The sequence below is a fragment of the Caballeronia sp. LP006 genome, assembly GCF_031450995.1.
Classification (GTDB): domain Bacteria; phylum Pseudomonadota; class Gammaproteobacteria; order Burkholderiales; family Burkholderiaceae; genus Caballeronia.
Genome location: NZ_JARTVW010000006.1, coordinates 124256 through 143929, shown reverse-complemented (window position 1 = coordinate 143929; position 19674 = coordinate 124256). Strand labels below are relative to the sequence as shown.

The following is a 19674-nucleotide window of genomic DNA, read 5'->3' as shown; positions in this document are numbered from 1 at the left end:
GATTAAGGAGCACTCATGCAGCGTTTACAGCGCCTCGCCGTCTTATGTTCTTCCGTCGTCGCAATATCTTATTCGCTTGCCAGTTCAAACCCTGCGTTATCGCAAACTATGCAATCCAACCAATCCGAGAACAAACCAGCGAATCAGTCGGTGCCAGCAGTCGAAATCCTTCCTAGCAATACGACAACGACCCTGAAAAATCCGGGCAAAGATTCAGTCCAACTGCTTTGGTATAAAAATTCTCCGGAAGCGAAGATGACGATCACTCGCGTGACAATGCAGCCCAAGGCCGTTTCGGAACGTCACAGCCATGCCATATCGGAGCAGGAGTGGATCGTCGAGAAGGGGCAAGGGACCTTGCTTCTTGCCAATAACGCTACTCGAGAAATTCGCGCCGGAGACGTTGTCCGTACGCCTGCGGGAGCCATTCACGGAGTAGTTAACTCCGGAAATGAGACTTTGATTTATATCAGCGTGACTACTCCGCCCGAGGACTTTAGCAAGTTTTATTCTGACCGCGGGAGTGCCAAGTAGAAGTGCTTGCGCCGCGAATCTTGTGTGAGGGTGGGCTAGGTTTGTCACGCGAAGAATTTGCGATCAGGGTCCGGTTCAGCTAGTCAATAACGCGGTACGTGCTTGGGCAGCGCATTCGAGCAGATAGTCAGCTAACACTCGTAGTGAGGGCGACATCTCTTTATGTTCCGGATAAACGAAGCAATAGCGCTTAAGGCCACGGTTTTGACCGCCCCACCGGAATGATCAAGCGTCCCTCGGCGAGTTCCTGCTGGACGTATAGACGAGGGACGAGCGGCACCCCGACGCCACTCAACGCCCCAGCAATGAGCATCGAGAAGACGTCGGCCGCTCGCGACGGTGTGGCCGGTTATTAACCTGCCCCGTTTTAGTACGAAGTGGAGTTAGAGTCCGAGGTTAATAATTCCTTCGCTTCGTGCGCCTGCACGAATCGCATCGCGCAAGATAACCGAGCGAGCTGTGGGGCCGCTCGGTGTTGTACTCGATACGCCACTCCTCAATCAAATGCCTGGCATGGCGCATGGAAACGAACCAGTGCTCGTTCAGGCATTCGTCCCGAATCGCCCGTTGAAACTCTCGATGTAGGCGTTGTCCACGGGCCTGCCGGGCCGGATAACGACAGCGTGACACCCACCTTATAAGCCCACGCATCCAGCACCTTACCAGCGAACTTCGGACCGTAGTACATGCAGAATGCCAGCCATCGGGTAAGGAGTCCTCCGGATTGCCTGTTCACCACCGTAGAGAACGAAATGGCTGAGGATTACCCGTGAATCGATAGCGCCTTGTGAGGCGAACGGATTTGCAAAACTAAACGTTTGCAATGTATTCAACGCTTCAGAGCTCGCGATAATAGTTGTCCGATATGGCTGTGTTCAGTGCGGATGGAAGAAGGAGCGGCAATCTTCAGAGACCACATGATTTCACTGGAAGCCTTTGCGAAGAATCGTTTGTGCAATTCTTCCAATGACCTTCGTCCCATCGCGCACGCACGCAATGGTCAGGATCGATGCCCGTGCCGCAGAGCCTCATAATTTGAAGGAGCTAAAAGCATTTGGGAGCGCATAATGTAGTAGTACCAGTTGACACCACGATGCCTTTCCGTACAACCCGTTGAAGTTTATCTCGTAAAAGTGGAAAGCAATAACGGCCACGGTGATTGCCTAAAATCGTCCTTCCGCCGCCCCAATCATCACCGCTCGTCTTTTATGTGACGGAAGGGCTAAATAATAAGGAAATTTAATATATTTATTGCTAGTTGATTAAAATATGGTGCATGCGCATCAGAACTTGTGCGTCATTCCGATGATGATTCCTCGCGCGGTGGCTCCAGGCGTAACAGATATCCCTGAGTACTCGGTGCCCTCGAGTCCATTCGTTGCTTGATTACGATTGTCAACCAGGCCTGCCAATGCATAGAGAATAGAACTCTTCGAGAGGAAATACATATAGCCGAGCCCAACCTGTTGGGCGTTGTTACCTCTTCCGCTGCGGTCGTGAAGGTAGCCGCACATCAACGCAACTTCATTCGCAGGATTTAGAAGAACCGATGCGGACGCAGTGTAGATGGAGACATCCAGACTATGGTCAGATTGCTTTTCCGTCGTGTAGACGAGGTGAAATCGCGCGGCATCGAACCTCAGAGAAGAAGCAAGAACGAAATTCCGTTGAACCGAAGTGCCCGTCGCATTCGCTTGTCGCTCGTAGCCCGCCGCAAGATGCAACGGGCCGTTAATGTACTTGAAGACTGCGTTATAGAGCTGAAGCCCATTCGTCGGCTTTGTGGTGGAGTCACGCATGGCCACCATGAACTGCGCTTCAAAGCCGCGATAACGGGGCGTGAAGTACGTCAATGCGTTACTGGCGCGAACTGAAACGCTCGCTAGATCGCTAAAAGAAGAAGCAATCGATTTGCCCGCGATCGGGTCGAGTTCGCCGTCAAGAAAAAGGTACTGAGGCTTCTTCTGACGGCCGACCCGGAACTCGCCGAAGGCTCCCGACATGCCGACCCAAGCGAGCCGGTTGAAAGCGGCCCCTGCTACTTGGGAGGTTCCATTGAAGGCGGAAAAGCCTTGCTCCATTTGAAAATTGACATGGACGCCCCCGCCGATATCTTCGTGACCAATCATGCCATAGACGGTTGCGAACAGACCGCCGGATGAGGCACGGACCACGCTTTTTGCGCCGCCGTTTTGATACTCAATGCCGTTATCGACGACGCCGTAGAGGGTCACCGAGGTTTGTGCATAGGCACCATGAAACGTGCCGAAGGACACCGCTGCGGAAGCTGCGAGAAGAGTCTTTTTCATTTGTCTCCGGATCTTCTTATCGTAATCAATTCGCATCATGCGATCGATTGAATAGGGCGCCAAGTTAGGCCTTTCGTGTGCATCATCGACAATGAGCACAGATGCAGAGTATTCGGTGCGCCATCTTGGGTCCCTGCACAAAGCACGGATTCGCTGGTACTTTTCGATTACCTTAGGGAATACACGGGTCTTGCCCTCGCTGGTCCAAGTCCTAATTGCACTGGCGATTCTCGCGTAACAGCGCCGCGTCGCGTCGGGATTCGGTCGTAAGAAACACGTTCTTGCCTGGCGCGCGTGCCAGATTGCCGTCAGCCTGCCGCAAGCTGACGCGACTAAGCTAAGGAGATGTCCTGTAGTGGTCTAATGAATCCGGACGCTGATTTAGGCGAGAATGGTCGCCATGAAGAGGTGTCTGATGAGCAAGCAACGACGTACGTTTTCCCCGGAGTTCAAACAGCAAGCCGCCGGTCTGATGCTCGACCAGGGCTATAGCCATATGGAAGCAAGCCGCTCGGTCGGCGTCGGCGAGATGGTGCTGCGCCGCTGGGTGCAGCAACTTCAGATGGAACGCTAGGGCGTCACGCCACAGGGCAAGGCAATCACGCCGGATCAACAGCGTATTCAGGAACTCGAGGCACGTATCGAACGCCTCGAGCGTGAGAAGGCCATTTTAAAAAATGTATGGTCTGCCCCAGATTTGCAAGTCACTGGTTTGCGGTTTCGACAGAACAACGTTTGCGTCAATGTATCCGGCCTGTTGTTGCAGTCCGCAGACTGCTGGCCGTGATGGAATCCGCGCACACCATGCCCCAATAAAGCTTTCAGTCTTTAAGGATTGCTTTTTTAGCCGGGCTTTCGGCATGCCGGTCAACGGTTCTGTGTCATCAGCTATTCAGGGCTCGCAAAACAGGACGGTAGTGCTCGGGTTGCTCATGCAACTGCGGATGTTTCCACAAATGGCCGATAGGGTTGCTGGCTGGTCAACACCTTCCAGCAGATACGGACGATCTTGTTGGCCAGAGCGATTAGGGCAACGTGTGGGTGACGACGTTGCTCGACCTCTCGGAGCCATAAGCCTATGCGGGATTGATCGCGCTTCAAGTGGATCATCAAGGCTCGCGCGCCCTGGATTACCATCATTCTCAAATAAGCGTTGCCGCGCTTGCTGATGCCACCAAGATTTGACTTGCCGCCAGTTGAGTATTGCTTTGGCACAAGACCCAACCACGCCGACATATCGCGCGCCCGTTTGAATGCGGTGCCGTTGCCGACAGCAGCAATGAGTGCGGTTGAAACAACCGGTCCGACGCCAGGTATTGTGCTGACACGTCGGCAGAGCTCCGACTCCCGCGCGATCTGCGTAATTTCAGCTGATGCCGTGTCGATTTCTTCGTCTAGGGCTAGCCATCGCTGACGCAGCCGCGCAATGAGCAGGCCCAGTCGTGGCGACAAGCCGCTCTCGGTGTCGGCTAATATTGCTGGCAGACGCCGTGCGAAGAGCGCACGTCCAACCGGGATGACGATGCCATGCTCGAGAAGCAGCGCTCTCATCTGGTTGACGACGGCTGTTCGCTCGACAATGAATCTCTGGCGTACTCGATGCAAAGCTTGTAGTTCGACTTGATCCATTGTTTTTAGTGGGACGCAGCGCATGCTTTCGCGACTAGCCGCTTCCGCAATTGCCTGCGCGTCGTTGAAATCGTTTTTGTTCGACTTGAGGTACGGCTTCACGAACTGAGCCGGAATGATGCGCAATTCATGGCCAGCCTCCTGGAGCCGTCGCCCCCAGAATTGAGATCCAGGGCATGCCTCCATCGCGATCAGGCATCTTGGCGCAGTAGTCGCGAACTCCGCGAGTTGCCCACGGTTGAGCTTCTTGCGAAAGATCTCGCCGCCTCGCTCGTCGATGGCTATAAGGTGGAACCAATTCTTGCCGAGATCAATGCCAATTACGTGCACGCGGTGATCGTTCATGGTCGCTCTCCCAGATGGTAGCGCTTAGTATCGCGCAGGAGGTGGGGCAGACCATTCCATTAGGCTACCGCGCTCTTGATGTCGGAAGGCATCGAACGTACGATGTAATTGATCAGATTGGCGCAAGCGAATCGGTCGCACTGATCTGCGCGGTATTCGACGTATCGCGGTCCTGCCTGTATGCTCACCGAGAGCGAGCCCGACGCGTTGATGCCGAGCGCATGGCACTGCGTAGCCGAGTACATGAGCTGTTCATCGATAGTCGAAGTTCTGCTGGCAGTCGCAGCATCATGGGCATGATGCGTGAGGAAGGTACGGCGATTGGCCGCTTCAAGGTCAGCCGCTTGATGGAAGAGCTCGGGTTGATCTGCAAGCAGCCGGGGCGCCATACCTACAAGCAAGCCACGGTCGAGCGGATCGATATCCCGAACCATCTCAATCGCGAAATCGAGGTTGGTACGCCGAATCAGGTCTGGTGTGGTGACATCACGTATGTCTGGGCGCAGGGCCGTTGGCATTATTTGGCCGTAGTACTCGACCTGTTCACGCGTCGGGTTGTTGGCTGGTCGTTCTGGACACGCCCTGATGCCGATCTGGTCGTACAGGCGTTGGAGATGGCCTATGTGCAGCGTGGTCGACCGCAAGGCTTGCTGTTTCACTCGGATCAAGGCGGCCAATATGCAAGCCGGAAATTCCGTCAGCGCCTCTGGCGCTATCGGATACAGCAGAGCATGAGCCGTCGAGGAAATTGTTGGGATAACTCTCCGATGGAAAGGCTGTTCCGCAGCGTCAAGACTGAATGGCTGCCGTCAGTGGGATGCATGTCGGCGCAGGAAGCGCACCGGGATATCAGCCACTATCTGATGCACCGGTACAACTGGATACGACCGCATCAGTTCAACGACGGACTGGCACCAGCTGTTGCGGAAGAAAAACTTAACGCAGTGTCCGGGATTAGTTGACCACTACATCCAGCCTCTAAAAACATGGAGTTAAAGATGAGGGCGACTCTTGGAACCATGATTCTCTCTGGCTTTTTGATGGCATGCGGCAGTCCGCCGGCTGCAACGGTCTTCGCAGCTCAGACCAGTCCGCAGCAGTGCAAGGATCTCACCGCGCTCGGACAGGATGAAAATCCTACGCGAGCGCGCGTCAAGAGCGAGCTGGCGGCACTCACCAATGTGGGTTATGACTCGGTGGCCGATGCGGATACCTATCCCGACTCGTTCCAAATGGCGCAGCAGCGGGTGAGCCGGCAATACAAACGCATTTTTCATATGTAGCCCGACACGGTAGGATAGCCGTGTCCATCTAGACCCGGCGAAACTCGGGCAGCGCCCGAGCCGCGCCTGCAAGATACAGAGAGCCGGTAATCAGAACCCAGCCGGATTCTGCTGATGCGGTGGCCATTGCGAGATCGACCGCTACGGCGATGACCGGTTGAGCTTCGGCGCGCGCGCCTACCGATTGGGCGATACGCTTTAAGTCATCGCACGGCACGCCGCGCGAAGGCCCCGGCAGGTCCGTAGAAATGCAGTAAGACACGGATTCCAAGAGGACCGCAAGCAACGATTCCGCGTCCTTATCCCTTCCGATCCCCACAACGGCGATGCAAGGGCCCGCAAGTTCGACGTCTCTATTAAGTTCGCGAAGCACCGCGCTCAGGTTGAACGGAACATGTGCGCCGTCCATGACAACGGTGACCAATTTTTCGTTGCCGACCCAAATCTGGAAACGTTCCATCCGGCCCGGAAGGCGAGCCGCCTCACGAACATACCTGTCAATCAGCTGCGACCGAATGGGATTGGATGAAACGCGAAAGCCTTTCTTTTGCCCAAGATAGTCAAGCACCGCGCCGGCAACCCGCACGTTGATGTCCTCGAGATGCTCACCTGTGATCATCGATATGACGTCCACGCTACACGCCATCGCGCACGCACTATCGTGCAGCACCATGCCCGCTTCATCAGTGGGCAAAAGCGTGGTCACAAGATGGGTTCTCGGTTTCAGAATTCCTATCTTTTCTTGAGCAATGGCAGCTCGAGTCGCGCCAAGCACTTCGGTATGTTCGAGTTCGACATTCGTAACTACGGCGACATCGCTTGAAATCACATTGGTGGAATCTTTGAGCCCACCAATACCGACTTCCACTACCGCCACATCTATCTCGGCTTTCTTGAAGGCAAGAAACGCGGCAGCAGTGAAGACATCGAACCAGCTTGCATGCTCCCCAGGAGAACCGGCGCTTCGCGCATCTTCAAGCGCGTCGAGTGCCAGCGCGAGGCTATTCGACAAAGCTTCGTTCGAAATCGGCGAGCACTGCAGGCTGACGCGCTCGTTGACTTGTTCGAGATGAGGCGAAGCATATCGTCCGACAGAGAGACCGGCTTTAAGAAGAGCAACTTCGAGAAGTGCGCCAACCGAGCCCTTGCCCTTGGTGCCCGTTATGTGGATCGCACGAAAGCCGATATGGGGATTGCCCAAGCGCGTCATGAGATCGCGCATGGGATCGAGCGTCATCTTCATCGTGCTGCGCGCGCGATGTTCCCAATTGGTCAGCGTATCGAGTTTGCTTAAAATTTGCTGAAGAGTCTCGGTATTCATGCTCGTATGGCGATCAAGACTGACGTCTGCAGCTCTGCCGCAGTTCTGCAGACCTACAATACGTATCGCGCGAACCCTTGTCCAGTACGCGTCGTACGCCAAGTCAGTGTCGATCGCACCGGCGTTCCTTCGAGTCCTTGCTCATCATGGTGATCCCTAATTCGAGCGATTTCCGCAAAGTTAGTGTGCGTCTGACGTGCTTTTTCTGCACGACCCTTACTCTTAAGATGACTTCAAGCGCGGTGCTACTGCGTCGTCGGATTGCAGGTAACCAGCGATCGAGACGAAATCAAACCACGACATAGGAATTCATCAAATGACCGCTTTACCGAATGAGAGTCTAGAATCCGCTATCAAGCGCGCTGGAAACGCTGTTGATCTGTTGCGCAACAGTCAGCGCCGCGCCTTTTCGCACGGCACCGTTTCCGGTCAGTTCACGAACTGGCAAAGCGAAGTTAATGCTTGGCGCGAGGGCGTCGGCTTCATGGACCAGTCGCATCACATGGTCGATCACTATGTCAAGGGTCCGGGCGCGTTCGATCTCCTCTCCAGCCTCGCGGTGAACAGCTTCAAAAATTTCAAGCCGGGCATGGCCAAGCAATTCATCGCTACCACGCCGGACGGTCACTATCTTGGTGACTGCGTGCTTTTCTATCTCGAAGAAGAACTGTTTAATCTCGTTGGCCGTCCGACCGCGCTCGACTGGGTTCAATACCATGTCGAAACGGGTAAGTGGGATGTCACGACCGAGCGCGATCCGCAGTCGATGGATCGCGGCGGACGTCCGCCGGTCGTCTATCGCTACGAGCTTCAGGGTCCGTTCGCCGGGCCGCTCGTCGAGAAGATGACGGGTCAGCAGCTTCCGGACGTCAAGTTTTTCGGCATGACGGACTTTCAGATCGCCGGTCATTGCGTCCGCGCACTGCGTCACGGTATGGCGGGCGCGGTCGGCTTCGAAATCTTCGGACCGTGGGCCGAGGGCGACGCCATCCGCGATGCGATTCTTTCTGCCGGACAGGAGTTCGGACTGCTGCGCGTCGGCTCGATTGCTTACTCCACCGCCAATCTTGAATCGGGCTGGATTCCGGGGCCGCTGCCTGCGATCTTCAGCCAGGATGAACTGAAAGCCTATCGCGAATGGCTTCCGGCAAAAGCGGCCGGCAGTCTCGCAGGCAGTCTCAATTCCAAGGACATTGCCGATTACTACGTCACGCCGTTCGATCTCGGTTATGAGCGGATGGTTGCGTTCGATCACGATTTCGTTGGCGCCGAGGCGCTGAAAGAGCACGCTAAAGGCAAACGCCGCAAGAAGGTCACGCTGGTATGGGACGCGCAGGACATGGCGCGCATCGTGTCGTCGGCATGGACGGACGGGCCCAAGCACAAGCATTTCAATATGCCGAAAGCGCGTTACGGCCTTTATCAGATGGACGAAATCCTGATCGGCGGCAAGCGCGTGGGAATCTCGATGGACTGCGGCTATATCGCGAACGAACGTGCTGTCGTCTCGCTGGCGGTGATCGACGAAGAGTTTGCCGAAACCGGCACGGAAGTTACGGTGCTGTGGGGGGAGAACCCGATTTCCACCAAGCCGCAAGTCGAGCCGCACGAGCAGACTTCGGTCAAGGCAATCGTCGCACCGGCACCCTACGGCTCGCACGCACGCACTGTGTATCGCAAGTAAGCCGAGCGAGACGCATGGCGGCCTAATGTGCCTGAGCTGCCACGCGTTCGCCGGTTCGGCCGGCTGCATTGATCCCTTCGAATGAAAGAGCATGATGTGACTGAAACCTACATCCTTACCCTCCAGTGTGAAGACCGCCAAGGACTTGTCGCGGCGGTCACCACTTGCCTTGCCTCACACGGTGGAAATATCGTCGCCGCGGCGCAGTTCAACGATCGTGAGGCCAATCACTTTTTCATGCGAATGGAGATCGACGTTCCATCGGTCGGGTCGATAGACGCGATCGGGAAAGCGTTTGGCGAGATAGCGAAATCGGCCGGCATTCAGTGGAGCATTAGAGCCAAAAATACGCCAGTCAAGGTTCTGTTCCTCGTGAGCAAGCTGGATCATTGTTTGGGCGATCTGCTATACCGCCGCCGTATCGGCGAACTGGCGATGGACGTTGTCGGGATCGTCGGAAATCATCCGAGAGAGGCGGTCACCATCTCGTTGAGCAGCGGCGTTCCGTATCATCATCTGCCGGTCACGCGCGAAACAAAGCCGCAGCAGGAAGCGCAGATTCGCGCCATTATCGAGGAAACCGGTGCGGAACTCGTCGTGCTCGCGCGTTACATGCAAGTCTTGTCCGACAGGATGACCCAATTTCTCAGTGGCCGTTGTATCAACATTCATCACTCGTTTCTGCCGGGATTCAAAGGGGCGAAACCGTATCATCAGGCGCACGCACGAGGCGTAAAAATGATCGGGGCGACGGCGCATTACGTGACGGCCGATCTGGATGAAGGGCCGATCATCCATCAGGATGTCGAGCCGATCAATCACGCGGACATGCCCGACGATCTCGTTCGCAAAGGCCGCGATATCGAACGGCGTGTGCTCTCGGAAGCGGTGCGTCTGCATGTTGAAAACCGTGTGCTGCTGTCCGGAAGCAAGACCATCGTCTTTCGGGATTGAGGCAGACATGGCGAAAATCATTCAGGGAAAGCAGATCGCGCGAGACCTCTGCGAGAAGGTAGCGAACGAAGCCAGCACGTTCAGACGCGAGCATGATCTCGCGCCAGGTCTAGCTGTTGTGCTCGTCGGCGACAACCCGGCGAGCGAGGTCTATGTTAGGCAAAAGGTCATCGAGTGCGACAAGGCGGGTATTCATTCCGAGAAATATCGATTGCCCCACGTGACGCTTGAAGCGGAGCTGCTCGGACTCATTGCGCGCCTCAACCGGGACCCGAAGGTGCACGGCATTCTCGTGCAACTTCCGCTGCCGGATCATATCGACCCCAGCAAGGTGCTCGACGCCATCGCGCCGGACAAGGACGTCGATGGCTTTCATCCGGTAAACGTCGGGCGCCTCTCGACGGGAAGCGACGGGCTGACGCCTTGCACGCCGCTCGGCTGCATGATGCTCATCGACACCGTGATCGATGAACTGCGCGGCAAGCACGCCGTGGTCATCGGCAAGTCGAATATCGTCGGTAAGCCGGTGGCGTTGCTCCTGCTCGAACGGGAGTGCACCGTGACTGTGACGCACATCGCTACGCTTGGTTTGCCGGACATTGTTCGCCGCGCGGATATCGTCGTGGTCGCGGCGGGCGCGCCGCGCCTCGTTCGTGGAGACTGGATCAAGCCGGGCGCGGTGGTGATCGATGTGGGTATTACGCGAAAGGACGGTCCGGGCGGCAAAGCGCTTCTCGTAGGCGATTGCGCCGCCAATGAAATGGACCATGCGGGCGCGGTGACGCCGGTTCCCGGCGGCGTCGGTCCGATGACCATTGCCTGTCTGCTGAGTAACACGCTGAAAGCGGCGAGGAGATCGGTTCATGGATGAAGTCGTGTTTGCGCCGCACTTGCGGGGCTTCGCGGCGTTCGTTTCCGCTTCGTGTCAGGTTCGGCTGAACAACATCGAAGTCATGGCCGATATCGGTGTCTATGAAGCTGAGATCGGCGTTCCGCAGCCGCTGCTTATCGATGTCGCGGTGGACATCGTGCCGCCGTCGAAGGACGAACTTTCTCAGACGTTCGACTATACATATTTCCGGGCCTGCGCGATCGAACTTGCGGCGCAGCGCATCTTGCTCATCGAAACATTCGCGATGAGGCTGGCGCAAAAGTGCCTCGCTCACGACGCCGTATTCAAGGCCGAGGTGCGCATCGCTAAACCGCGCGCGGTGCCTGGCTGCCTTGCCGGCACATGCGTCACCTTGAGCAGGTCGCATGCGTGATGGCCGCCACGCGCCCGTCGTGCATCGTTTGCGCGATGCGGGGCGCGCGGCGAAAACGCGCCGATACTTTTAGTATCATGGAAGACGCCTTTTGGAGAGAAGGCGGCTGCCCACCGTCTTTCGACTGACGCGATTCCGGTTCCTGGAGCATGCCGCAGCCAAGGTGCCTTCAGGAGACACAATTGGATCGAATGAGTGCAATGCAGGCGTTCGTCGAAGCGGTCAAGCAGCGCAGTCTGGGCGGCGCGGCGCAGCATCTGGGGATCTCGCGGACGCTTGTCAGTCGTCATATTCAGGCGCTGGAGGACGAACTCGGCGTACGTCTGATGAACCGGACTACGCGATCGTTGTCACTCACGGAAGCGGGGCAGAGCTACTACCATTTCTGCGACGACATCCTGACGCGCGTGGAGGAAATGGACCGTCAGGTTTCATCGGAAGCGGCGGAGGCGCGCGGCGAGATTTCCGTGCTCGCGCCGAAATGGCTGCAAACCGCGATGACTCATTTGCTAACCGCCTTGGCCAAGCAGTATCCCGAGATCCGGCCGCGTCTGGTGCTTGGCGGTGTGGCGCAAACAGCCTACGGTTTTCTCGAACAGGGCTGCGACATCGCGCTGCACACCCGGCCCATACCTGACAGCCGGATCGTGGCGCGGCGCATTGCCGACATCCCGTACTCCCTGTGCGCTTCGCCCGCGTACCTGGAATCGGCGGCGGCGCTCGATCATCCGGCAGATATCGCCAAGCATGCCGCGCTAGTTCATTTTGCGTACCACACCTGGCAATTCGAGCAGAGCGGCCGCGAAGAGCGCTTTCAACCCACACCGGCTTTTTCCACTAATACGTTCTCCGCACTGCGCGATGCCGCGATCGATGATCTCGGTTTGTCGCTGCTTCCCGTGCCGCTGATTCGGGACGATCTGGCTGCCGGGCGACTTCGAGCCGTCTTGCCGGAGTGGGTTCCGTTCAGTCAGACGCTCTATGTGGCGATTGCACCGGGCAGCGGCGTGCCGGCGAAGGTCTCGCTGCTGATGCATTTCGTTGTCGACTGGTTCGCCGCGCATCCGCTGTAAACAGCGAAATAAGTGCGGTCAGTCGCCCGCGTTGAGCACGAAGGAACTGTGGGGCGAATAGCCCGGCGACAAGGTGCAGCCGAGCAGCGTCCACTCGCCGAGGCTACGGCACGCATGCCAGCAATGAGCCGGAAGGGCGAGTTGTGGCCGCTGACCCACAATCAAATTCACGCCGAGCATGCTGACTTCACGCATACGGCTTCCGTTGGTTACAGTGACTTCTGCGGGCGCGCCGAGATAGTAGTGCCACACCTCTATGCCTTCTAGCTTGTGAAGCGGAATCGGCTCATCGCCCGCCAGGAGGTAGTACATGGACGATAGCCGGGGCGGTCCCGAAACCTCGCGATCAGCGTAATGCGGTGCGTACCACCCCGCCAAGTGATGCCGCTCCATGCCGAACGCTTCGATGATGTCCCTCACGGCCAGGCGCTCGTTCGTCATGTGGTATCCCTATCATGCAGGGTCGGTCGGAACGGGCATGCGCGAAGTCACCGATTCTTACGTGACCGATTCGACGCCGCGAACAGGCGCGCGCAGCCCTGCTTCCTCGATGATCTGCGCCAGCACTTCTTCGTTCTTATAACCCATGAGGTGGACTCCGGCGACGCCCTCGACGGACCGAAGGCTTCGAATCATGTCGATGCAGAATTGCTTCCCTTCGAGCCGCTGATCGGCAGCCGCGGCGATGCGCTCGGTGACCGACATCGGAACGTTCACGCCCGGCACATGGTCCGCCATCCAACGCAGCGCGCGCGCCGTCGACAGTACGCCAACACCGACAATAATTGCCGTGCGCTCGTGAAGACCACGCGCACGCACCTCATGCATGAATTGTTCGAGCAGATTCAGATCGAAGCAGAATTGCGTCTGAATGAACTGCGCGCCTGCATCTACCTTCCGCTCCAGATTAGCGATCCGCTCGCCGTACGGCGGTACGAAAGGATTGGCCGTCGCGCCCAGGAACAGTCGCGGTGCACGCTCCAGCTTGCGGCCCGAAGCGTATTCACCACGCTCGCTCATGCCTCGAAGCGTATGCAGAAGATTCACCGAATCCAGATCGAAAACGGGCTTGGCGCCTGCGTGATCGCCCTTGGAGACGTCGTCGCCGGTCAAGCACAGCACGTTTCGCACGCCCAGCGCAGCGGCGCCGAGTATGTCTCCCTGAAGCGCAATGCGATTGCGGTCCCGGCAACTCGCTTGCGTCACCGGCGTGAAGCCCGCCGAGATAAGTAGCGCGCTGGCTGCGGCGCTCGACATATGGCAGTTCGCACCTGCGCCGTCCGTAATGTTGATGGCATCGGTAAGGCCGCGAAAGAGGTCGGCTCGTTTCAGCAGCGCCTGAGGATCGGCCGAGTCCGGCGGCGAAATTTCAACAGTGACGATAAACCGACTTCGCTCGCGACACAATGCCGCGAAGTCATTAGCGACCGGATCGTCCGCTGCGGACGATTCCGCGGCAACCGATGCGCGCACGGGAGCGGGCGTACCAGCGGTAGCGGGGATAGCAGTTGCGATCATCGGCATCCACGTCGATTTTCCGTTCAGACGAAAGTCCCGTGGTGATGCACGCCGTGACCAGCTCTCCGTGTGTCCGGCGCGGATGCGCGCGTCGCCTTCAGTCGCATCGACCCAGGTACACCGGCGTTCGGGCCGGACTTCGCATTGACCGTCCGGACGAACGCCGCCGCACGGACCGTTGCGCATGCCCTTAGCGCAGCCTGTCGGACAGGCCATGCCGGTGACCGACAAACCGCACTGCCCGCACATCTGGCAGTCGAACAGGGCTGTCTTCGCGGCGCGTTCGATCGGGAGCACGACCGCTTCCAGTCTGTTCGGTCCAATTAGTTTTGCGATTGGCGCGAGTGCAGGCGCCGTACGCTCGAACACGCCATATAACGTGCGCATGCCGCGTGCATGTTTCAAGGACCAGCGTCGCAATGCTTTCATCGCGCTTCCACCGGCGTGCATACACGAAATTGCGTGGCGTTCCCACGCGGGCTGCGTTCGTCAAGCAGGGCGTTCATTCGGTGTCTCCCGGATCGATATCGATTCGTCTTGCGCCAGACGTGATCGAGTGCTGTCGAGAGCAATCGAATCCGCTTCGCAAAAACATGGAGACATCTTATGACTGGAGCGCGCAGGGAAAAAGCACGTGACGCGCACATTTAGCTTGCGCAAATAGCTCGAATCGACAAAGTTGCGTGACCGCGCGAACGTCCGATTGTTCATGTTCGCTTTTGGAAGCGCATGCGTATCTTGCCGTCGCGAATGAGCAGACTGTCGATCGAATCGAAACCGACTTTTTCCGCAATCAGGCGATTCAATTTCGCGTTCATCGCAAACAATCCGGCATGGCGCTTCCGGTCCAACGCGAGATTGCGCATCTCGCCGGGATCGTCGTGCAGGTCGTAGAGTTCTATATCGTTCGAAGCAAGTAGCGCGTTGAGCGTCTCCGGCTGATTCAAATTCAGCATAGAGAAATATCGGCTGAAGCGATAGCGGCCGTCGAACGCGCTGCGAATGGCGCCGCGCTGCCTGAAGTCCGGGGACAGCGCGCGGGCTCGGGCTTCGCGCTGGTCTACGGGTATGGCGCTGTCGTGTAGGACCTTGAGTTCGGCGTACATCCATTCACTGTCGTAGAACGTCAGCATCTAATATTTAAATAGCGCGGCTTGGCGCAGCGCATTCGCATGCGCGGCGGTGGGATCGTGCAGGAGATGTGCAAAACTCGAACCCTTCGCTGCGGAACCCGCGATCCGTGCGATCTCCGCACGGATCAATCCCGTCAGGCCCAGCAACGTCGGGCGAGGTCGACATGCGACGTGAGCGCGGGACACGTGTTGCCGCCGGGATAAGCCGGATGCGCAACGACTAACGGCACGTGATTCTGTTTGCGGTACGTACTCACTCTCCCTTGCCCACGAGCTGATGTGCCCCGACATGATCGCCGTGATCGGAGGTCAGTACAACTATGGTTTGCTCAGTGAGATTCAGTGAATTTAGCGCGCGGAGTAGTCTCTCGACGTGGGTGTCGCAGTCGCGTATGCAGTTGAAGTAATAGTTCTGACAGATACGCACCCGCTCGTCCGTGGACGTAAATGCACCGACCGTATTGCTGCTAGCGGCGAGATACATGCGATACGCTTCGGGCCAGCCGGGTTCGTCATAGGGCTGACGGCGCGATGCTGCGAGAGGTACTCCGTCCCACGTCGTTTCATAGAGGCGGTCTTCGGGCGGGCGTCGATTTCCGCACAAAGGCCTCGGCGTGTTCTGCAAATTCGATCCCGGCGGGTCGGTGTCCAGAAACATCACGTCGTGAGGATTGACCAGATTCACCGCGAGAAACCAGGGCTTGTTCTCGCGCTTCAAAGCAGGCGCGCGCGTTCGCATCCAGGTGACTGCCGACTCTGCCGTGATGTCGTCGTAGTTGTAGCCGCCGCACTCTTCGCCAATCAGGTCGCCGACGCCGAAGTAATCATCGAAACCGTATTGTTTCATCGTCGCGTTGTAGTCGGGAGTGGTGCACCGTACGGCGCGCGTGTCTTGTGCATGTTCGCGCCGAAATGCCATTTGCCGAGATAGGCGGTATGGCAACCCGCGTCCTTAAGCATCGTTGCAACCGTCCGGATGTCGGTAGACATATCCTCTTGCCACGGTAGTCCGGCGTTGTCGAAGACGCCCGTGTGCTGGATGTGCTGACCCGTGTAGATCGTCGAGCGGGATGGCGAACACACGCATGATGCGATCTGATGGTTGGCGAAAACGGTGCCGCGCCGCACGACTTCTTCGCGTCCCGGAACGGGGAACGGCCAGCGATCGAAATAGTGCTCCTGATCCGTCAGGATGAAGAGAATGTTCAAGCCGGAAGGCGGCGTCTCTGGCGCCGTTTGAAGGGCGCGGGAGTTTGCTTGCTGCAAGGCGGGCGTCGCTGCCTGTGCCGCCTTCCCTTGGTTCATGCCTGCGAGCGCGATGGCCGATCGGACAGTTTCAGGAAATTTCGCCGCGACGCGCCGTTGCCGAATGTTGACGTATCCGGCAACGGCGAAGTAGCCCCAATATGGCTCAACGGTAATTTTTTGGACAACGCTGCCTCCGTAGCGCTTGCGCCGGCCGACTCATATCGACGGCACGGGTAGAACAGTTTGGCGGAGGGTAAAGGATTCGAGCCCGGACGTCTCTGGACAAAGTTGCGTTTCGCCAGGACTTTCCGCTTGGTCCAACTGTGGCTTTTTTTCGCTACGCCAAAGAAAAGTGCCATTGAAACTCACTTTTGTGTAGGGACAGTATCAGGTTCTTTTTTTATTCTGGTTGCTGTCGAGACAAATTGTCCGCGTCGCCCGTGCCGCTCTAAGTCATCCGCGACGTTCAAACCCAAGGAGACGAAGTTGACCAGGAAAGTCAAGCTCAAGATCGCGATCGCCGAGCATCCGCACACTTCTGCCATTCGCAACGGAACCATTCCTATCGATGGCGTGGATGCCGAGTTCATCACAGTGAGACCGCAGATCGGCGCATTTCGCCGTATGGTGCGCGATGTCGAGTTCGACGTCTGCGAACTGGCTCCGACGACTTACATCATTGCGCGGGCTTACGGCGCGCCGTTTGTCGGCTTGCCGATCTTCGTCGTGCGGCGCTTTCATCATGGCGGCTTGCTGGTGCGTCCGGATGCGGGAATCCGGAATCCCAAGGACCTCGAAGGCAAGAAGGTAGGGGTGCGTGCGTATTCTGTCACGACGGGCGTATGGACCCGCCAGGTGTTGATCGATGAATTCGGACTCGACTCGTCGAAAGTCACATGGGTCGTGGATGACGAAGAGCACGTCACGCAACTCAAGTTGCCGTCGAATGTGATGCACGCGCCTGAAGGAAGCTCGCTTGCCGACATGATGGCGGAAGGCGAACTCGCGGCGGGATTCGGCGCGGCCGCGGGCATCGGACGCAAGGGCGCGCCGACCGGCGGATGGCAGGAAGTGGAAGCCGATTACCCCGATCTCCTGCCGAACGCGGCTGAACTGGAAGCGGACTATTACCAGCGAACTGGCGTCTATCCTATGCACGGCATGATCGTCTTGAAGGATTCGGTGCTTGCCGAACATCCGTGGATTGCGAAGTCCATTTACGACGCCTTCGACCAGGCGAAGAAACAATGGCTCGAACGTCTCAATTCGGGCGACGCCACGAATGCAAGCGATAAGAAATACCTCGAACTGCAAAAAATTGTGGGATATGACCCGCTGCCCTACGGTCTTGCCGAAAACCTCAAGACAATCGAAACGCTGGAATCCACCGCGTTCAAGCAAGGTCTCACGCCGCGGCGCATGTCGATCGAGGAATTGTTCGTTGATCCGCAGGCGTGTTGAAAGAAGGGAGACAAGATGATCATCGATTGCCACGGTCACTTCACGACCGTTCCACCATCATTCCGCGCATGGCGTGCTAAGCAGGTCGAACATGCGAACGATCCGGCCGACGCACCGTCGCGCGAAGGCGCGCACGTCAGCGACGACGACATTCGCGACGCTATCGTCAACGGTCAACTCAAGCTGCAACAGGAGCGCGGCAGCGACCTTACGCTTTTCTCGCCCATCGCCGGCCTGATGAGCCATCACCTCGGCAACGAGCGCACGAGCCTGGAATGGGCCGAAGTATCGAATGATCTCGTGTTTCGCGTGACCGAACTGTTTCCGGACAACTTCGCGCCGGTCTGTCAATTGCCGCAATCGCCGGGCGCGGCGCCCGCGAATTCCATTCCCGAATTGCGCCGATGCATCGAGCAGCTCGGTTTTGTCGGCTGCAATCTGAACCCCGATCCGAGCGGCGGTTACTGGACCGGCAAGCCGATGACCGATCGCGAGTGGTATCCGCTTTACGAAGCGCTCTGCGACCTCGATGTGCCAGCGATGATTCACGTAGCCGCATCGTGCAACCCGTGTTTTCACGGCACGGGCGCGCACTATCTAAATGCGGATACGTCGGTGTTCATGCAGCTTCTGCAAAGCGACCTTTTCAAGGACTTTCCGACGCTGCGTCTGGTGATTCCGCACGGCGGCGGCGCGGTGCCGTATCACTGGGGACGTTATCGCGGTATGTCTTTGGATATGCGCGAGCGCCCACTCGAAGGCTTGCTGAACAACATTTTCTTCGACTCGTGCGTGTATCACCAACCGGGCGTCGAATTGCTGACGAAGGTCATTCCGGCCGACAACGTATTGTTCGGCTCTGAGATGATCGGCGCGGTCCGCGGTCGGGATCCAAATACCGGCGAGTACTTCGACGACACGAAGCGGTACGTCGATGCCTGTAGCGCGTTAAGCGGTGAAGACCGCTACAAGATCTTCGAAGCTAACGCACGGCGCGTGTATCCGCGTCTGGACAAGCGCCTTAAGGCCAAGGGATTCTAATGCAGATCGTCGATATTCATCCGCACATCATCTCTGACGATGAAAGCCAATATCCGCCCGCGCCGCTTTTTGGTACGCGCTCGGAATGGTCGAAGGAGCGCCCGACGACCGTCGAAACGCTGATCGAAGCGATGGATGCAGCGGGCGTGGAAAAGGCCGCAGTAGTCCACTCATCGACCACATATGGCTTTGACAACAGCTATGTGGTCGATGGTTGTGCACGCTTTGCAGACCGGCTTGTCGCTGTTGGTTCGGTCGATATCCTCGAGCCCGATGCGACGAAGCGCATCCGCGAATGGGTCGGGCAAGGGCTAGGCGGCTTGCGCCTTTTCACGGGCGGAAGTACCAAGGAGTTTGACCCTAGTGAGCTCGACGACGAACGCTCCTTTCCTGCATGGGAGCTGTGTGGAGAACTCGGCTTGCCGATGTGCATTCAAACCGGGCCCATCGGTCTGCCTCAAGTTGCGCGCCTCGCAGAGCGATTTCCGAGCGTATCGATCGTCCTTGATCACCTGGGGCGTCCAGACGTACTAGACGGCATGCCTTACGCGGCAGCGCAAGGTCTTTTTGATCTCGCGGCATTCGACAATATCTATCTCAAACTCACGCCGCGCATCTTCGGCGACGTCAAGAAAGGCAAGGCAAGTGCCGAAACTTTTTTTTTGGCGGTTGTTGAAGCGTTTGATGCACAGCATTTGGCGTGGGGATCGAACTTTCCCACTTCACCCGGCACGCTTGCGGAAATCCTCGCATCTGCGCGGGCGGGTCTGTCGTCGTTGAGCGACGAAGACCGGGAATGGATCTTCGGGAAAACTGCGTTGCTATTGTATCCGGCGCTTTCATAGCACGATGCGCCGTTCTGCCCGATCGACGCAT

Annotated in this window: 19 protein-coding genes and 2 pseudogenes; 12 read left to right on the top strand and 9 right to left on the bottom strand. The window is 57.5% G+C overall.

Features of this window, described 5'->3' with window-relative positions; genetic code table 11:
- Window positions 1–15 precede the first annotated feature (15 nt).
- Window positions 16–534, top strand: coding sequence for a cupin domain-containing protein (locus tag P9250_RS31185; RefSeq protein ID WP_310397183.1), 519 nt, complete (start codon window positions 16–18; stop codon window positions 532–534).
- A gap of 396 nt (window positions 535–930) precedes the next feature.
- Here the strand turns inward: P9250_RS31185 and P9250_RS31180 are convergent, their stop codons facing one another.
- Window positions 931–1185: a transposase gene (locus P9250_RS31180; RefSeq protein WP_409014992.1), complete on the bottom strand. Its 255-nt coding sequence runs from the start codon at window positions 1183–1185 to the stop codon at window positions 931–933.
- A 632-nt stretch (window positions 1186–1817) separates the two neighbouring features.
- Entirely contained in the window at window positions 1818–2843 is a 1026-nt protein-coding gene (locus P9250_RS31175; protein ID WP_310397181.1) for a porin, read from the bottom strand.
- Between the two features lie 415 nt (window positions 2844–3258).
- Here P9250_RS31175 and P9250_RS31170 point away from each other — a divergent pair.
- A pseudogene (locus P9250_RS31170) lies at window positions 3259–3540 on the top strand (transposase); the annotation flags it as partial.
- 233 nt (window positions 3541–3773) lie between these two features.
- Here the strand turns inward: P9250_RS31170 and P9250_RS31165 are convergent.
- A complete protein-coding gene (locus P9250_RS31165; RefSeq protein WP_310397179.1) occupies window positions 3774–4817 on the bottom strand; it encodes an IS110 family transposase in 1044 nt (347 codons plus the stop codon).
- A 62-nt stretch (window positions 4818–4879) separates the two neighbouring features.
- Between P9250_RS31165 and P9250_RS31160 the strand changes: the two are divergent.
- Both P9250_RS31160 and P9250_RS31155 read left to right on the top strand, forming a co-directional pair.
- A pseudogene (locus P9250_RS31160) lies at window positions 4880–5779 on the top strand (IS3 family transposase); the annotation flags it as partial.
- A 36-nt stretch (window positions 5780–5815) separates the two neighbouring features.
- Window positions 5816–6100, top strand: coding sequence for a DUF4148 domain-containing protein (locus P9250_RS31155; RefSeq protein ID WP_310397177.1), 285 nt, complete (start codon window positions 5816–5818; stop codon window positions 6098–6100).
- 28 nt (window positions 6101–6128) lie between these two features.
- Here the strand turns inward: P9250_RS31155 and P9250_RS31150 are convergent, their stop codons facing one another.
- Window positions 6129–7421, bottom strand: a complete 1293-nt coding sequence (locus P9250_RS31150) for a glutamate ligase domain-containing protein (protein WP_310397175.1) — start codon at window positions 7419–7421, stop codon at window positions 6129–6131.
- A gap of 316 nt (window positions 7422–7737) precedes the next feature.
- Between P9250_RS31150 and P9250_RS31145 the strand changes: the two genes are divergently transcribed.
- The 5 genes from P9250_RS31145 (at window position 7738) to P9250_RS31125 (ending at window position 12397) form a co-directional block, all read left to right on the top strand.
- Window positions 7738–9105: a hypothetical protein gene (locus P9250_RS31145; protein ID WP_310397173.1), complete on the top strand. Its 1368-nt coding sequence runs from the start codon at window positions 7738–7740 to the stop codon at window positions 9103–9105.
- A 96-nt stretch (window positions 9106–9201) separates the two neighbouring features.
- Window positions 9202–10059, top strand: a complete 858-nt coding sequence (gene purU / locus P9250_RS31140) for a formyltetrahydrofolate deformylase (protein WP_310397171.1) — start codon at window positions 9202–9204, stop codon at window positions 10057–10059.
- A 7-nt stretch (window positions 10060–10066) separates the two neighbouring features.
- Entirely contained in the window at window positions 10067–10930 is an 864-nt protein-coding gene (locus P9250_RS31135; protein WP_310397169.1) for a bifunctional methylenetetrahydrofolate dehydrogenase/methenyltetrahydrofolate cyclohydrolase FolD, read from the top strand.
- Window positions 10923–11324, top strand: coding sequence for a dihydroneopterin aldolase (locus tag P9250_RS31130; protein WP_310397167.1), 402 nt, complete (start codon window positions 10923–10925; stop codon window positions 11322–11324). The genes P9250_RS31135 and P9250_RS31130 overlap by 8 nt, the downstream gene beginning before the upstream one ends.
- Before the next feature lie 200 nt (window positions 11325–11524).
- Window positions 11525–12397 (top strand): LysR family transcriptional regulator, encoded by an 873-nt coding sequence (locus P9250_RS31125; RefSeq protein WP_310397165.1) that lies wholly within the window; start codon window positions 11525–11527, stop codon window positions 12395–12397.
- 18 nt (window positions 12398–12415) lie between these two features.
- Here the strand turns inward: P9250_RS31125 and P9250_RS31120 are convergent, their stop codons facing one another.
- From P9250_RS31120 to P9250_RS31100, 5 genes are all read right to left on the bottom strand, one after another.
- Entirely contained in the window at window positions 12416–12838 is a 423-nt protein-coding gene (locus P9250_RS31120; RefSeq protein ID WP_310397163.1) for a cupin domain-containing protein, read from the bottom strand.
- Between the two features lie 57 nt (window positions 12839–12895).
- The gene (locus tag P9250_RS31115) at window positions 12896–14344 is read right to left on the bottom strand and encodes a methylenetetrahydrofolate reductase C-terminal domain-containing protein (protein WP_310397161.1); all 1449 of its coding nucleotides are present in this window, start codon (window positions 14342–14344) and stop codon (window positions 12896–12898) included.
- A 278-nt stretch (window positions 14345–14622) separates the two neighbouring features.
- Window positions 14623–15048, bottom strand: a complete 426-nt coding sequence (locus P9250_RS31110; protein ID WP_310397159.1) for a hypothetical protein — start codon at window positions 15046–15048, stop codon at window positions 14623–14625.
- 253 nt (window positions 15049–15301) lie between these two features.
- A complete protein-coding gene (locus P9250_RS31105; RefSeq protein ID WP_310397157.1) occupies window positions 15302–15895 on the bottom strand; it encodes a sulfatase-like hydrolase/transferase in 594 nt (197 codons plus the stop codon).
- Window positions 15892–16353, bottom strand: coding sequence for a sulfatase-like hydrolase/transferase (locus P9250_RS31100; protein WP_310397155.1), 462 nt, complete (start codon window positions 16351–16353; stop codon window positions 15892–15894). Before P9250_RS31100 ends, P9250_RS31105 begins: the two co-directional genes overlap by 4 nt.
- Before the next feature lie 429 nt (window positions 16354–16782).
- Here P9250_RS31100 and P9250_RS31095 point away from each other — a divergent pair, with 429 nt between their 5' ends.
- From P9250_RS31095 to P9250_RS31085, 3 genes are read left to right on the top strand one after another with little or no spacing between them, the layout of a single operon-like run.
- Complete coding sequence (locus P9250_RS31095; RefSeq protein WP_310397152.1) at window positions 16783–17757, top strand: PhnD/SsuA/transferrin family substrate-binding protein; 975 nt, start codon at window positions 16783–16785, stop codon at window positions 17755–17757.
- A gap of 15 nt (window positions 17758–17772) precedes the next feature.
- Window positions 17773–18798, top strand: coding sequence for an amidohydrolase family protein (locus tag P9250_RS31090; protein ID WP_310397150.1), 1026 nt, complete (start codon window positions 17773–17775; stop codon window positions 18796–18798).
- Complete coding sequence (locus tag P9250_RS31085; protein ID WP_310397148.1) at window positions 18798–19643, top strand: amidohydrolase family protein; 846 nt, start codon at window positions 18798–18800, stop codon at window positions 19641–19643. Before P9250_RS31090 ends, P9250_RS31085 begins: the two co-directional genes overlap by 1 nt.
- Window positions 19644–19674: the final 31 nt, after the last annotated feature.

Coding starts and splice junctions, on each gene's coding strand:
- P9250_RS31090 (WP_310397150.1), top strand. CDS start 17,773: ATGATCATCGATTGCCACGGTCACTTCACGACCGTTCCACCATCATTC.
- P9250_RS31085 (WP_310397148.1), top strand. CDS start 18,798: ATGCAGATCGTCGATATTCATCCGCACATCATCTCTGACGATGAAAGC.
- P9250_RS31135 (WP_310397169.1), top strand. CDS start 10,067: ATGGCGAAAATCATTCAGGGAAAGCAGATCGCGCGAGACCTCTGCGAG.
- P9250_RS31100 (WP_310397155.1), bottom strand. CDS start 16,353: ATGAACCAAGGGAAGGCGGCACAGGCAGCGACGCCCGCCTTGCAGCAA.
- P9250_RS31185 (WP_310397183.1), top strand. CDS start 16: ATGCAGCGTTTACAGCGCCTCGCCGTCTTATGTTCTTCCGTCGTCGCA.
- P9250_RS31180 (WP_409014992.1), bottom strand. CDS start 1,185: ATGCGTGGGCTTATAAGGTGGGTGTCACGCTGTCGTTATCCGGCCCGG.
- P9250_RS31175 (WP_310397181.1), bottom strand. CDS start 2,843: ATGAAAAAGACTCTTCTCGCAGCTTCCGCAGCGGTGTCCTTCGGCACG.
- P9250_RS31165 (WP_310397179.1), bottom strand. CDS start 4,817: ATGAACGATCACCGCGTGCACGTAATTGGCATTGATCTCGGCAAGAAT.
- P9250_RS31130 (WP_310397167.1), top strand. CDS start 10,923: ATGGATGAAGTCGTGTTTGCGCCGCACTTGCGGGGCTTCGCGGCGTTC.
- P9250_RS31115 (WP_310397161.1), bottom strand. CDS start 14,344: ATGAAAGCATTGCGACGCTGGTCCTTGAAACATGCACGCGGCATGCGC.
- P9250_RS31120 (WP_310397163.1), bottom strand. CDS start 12,838: ATGACGAACGAGCGCCTGGCCGTGAGGGACATCATCGAAGCGTTCGGC.
- P9250_RS31105 (WP_310397157.1), bottom strand. CDS start 15,895: ATGAAACAATACGGTTTCGATGATTACTTCGGCGTCGGCGACCTGATT.
- P9250_RS31155 (WP_310397177.1), top strand. CDS start 5,816: ATGAGGGCGACTCTTGGAACCATGATTCTCTCTGGCTTTTTGATGGCA.
- P9250_RS31145 (WP_310397173.1), top strand. CDS start 7,738: ATGACCGCTTTACCGAATGAGAGTCTAGAATCCGCTATCAAGCGCGCT.
- P9250_RS31125 (WP_310397165.1), top strand. CDS start 11,525: ATGCAGGCGTTCGTCGAAGCGGTCAAGCAGCGCAGTCTGGGCGGCGCG.
- P9250_RS31150 (WP_310397175.1), bottom strand. CDS start 7,421: ATGAATACCGAGACTCTTCAGCAAATTTTAAGCAAACTCGATACGCTG.
- P9250_RS31110 (WP_310397159.1), bottom strand. CDS start 15,048: ATGCTGACGTTCTACGACAGTGAATGGATGTACGCCGAACTCAAGGTC.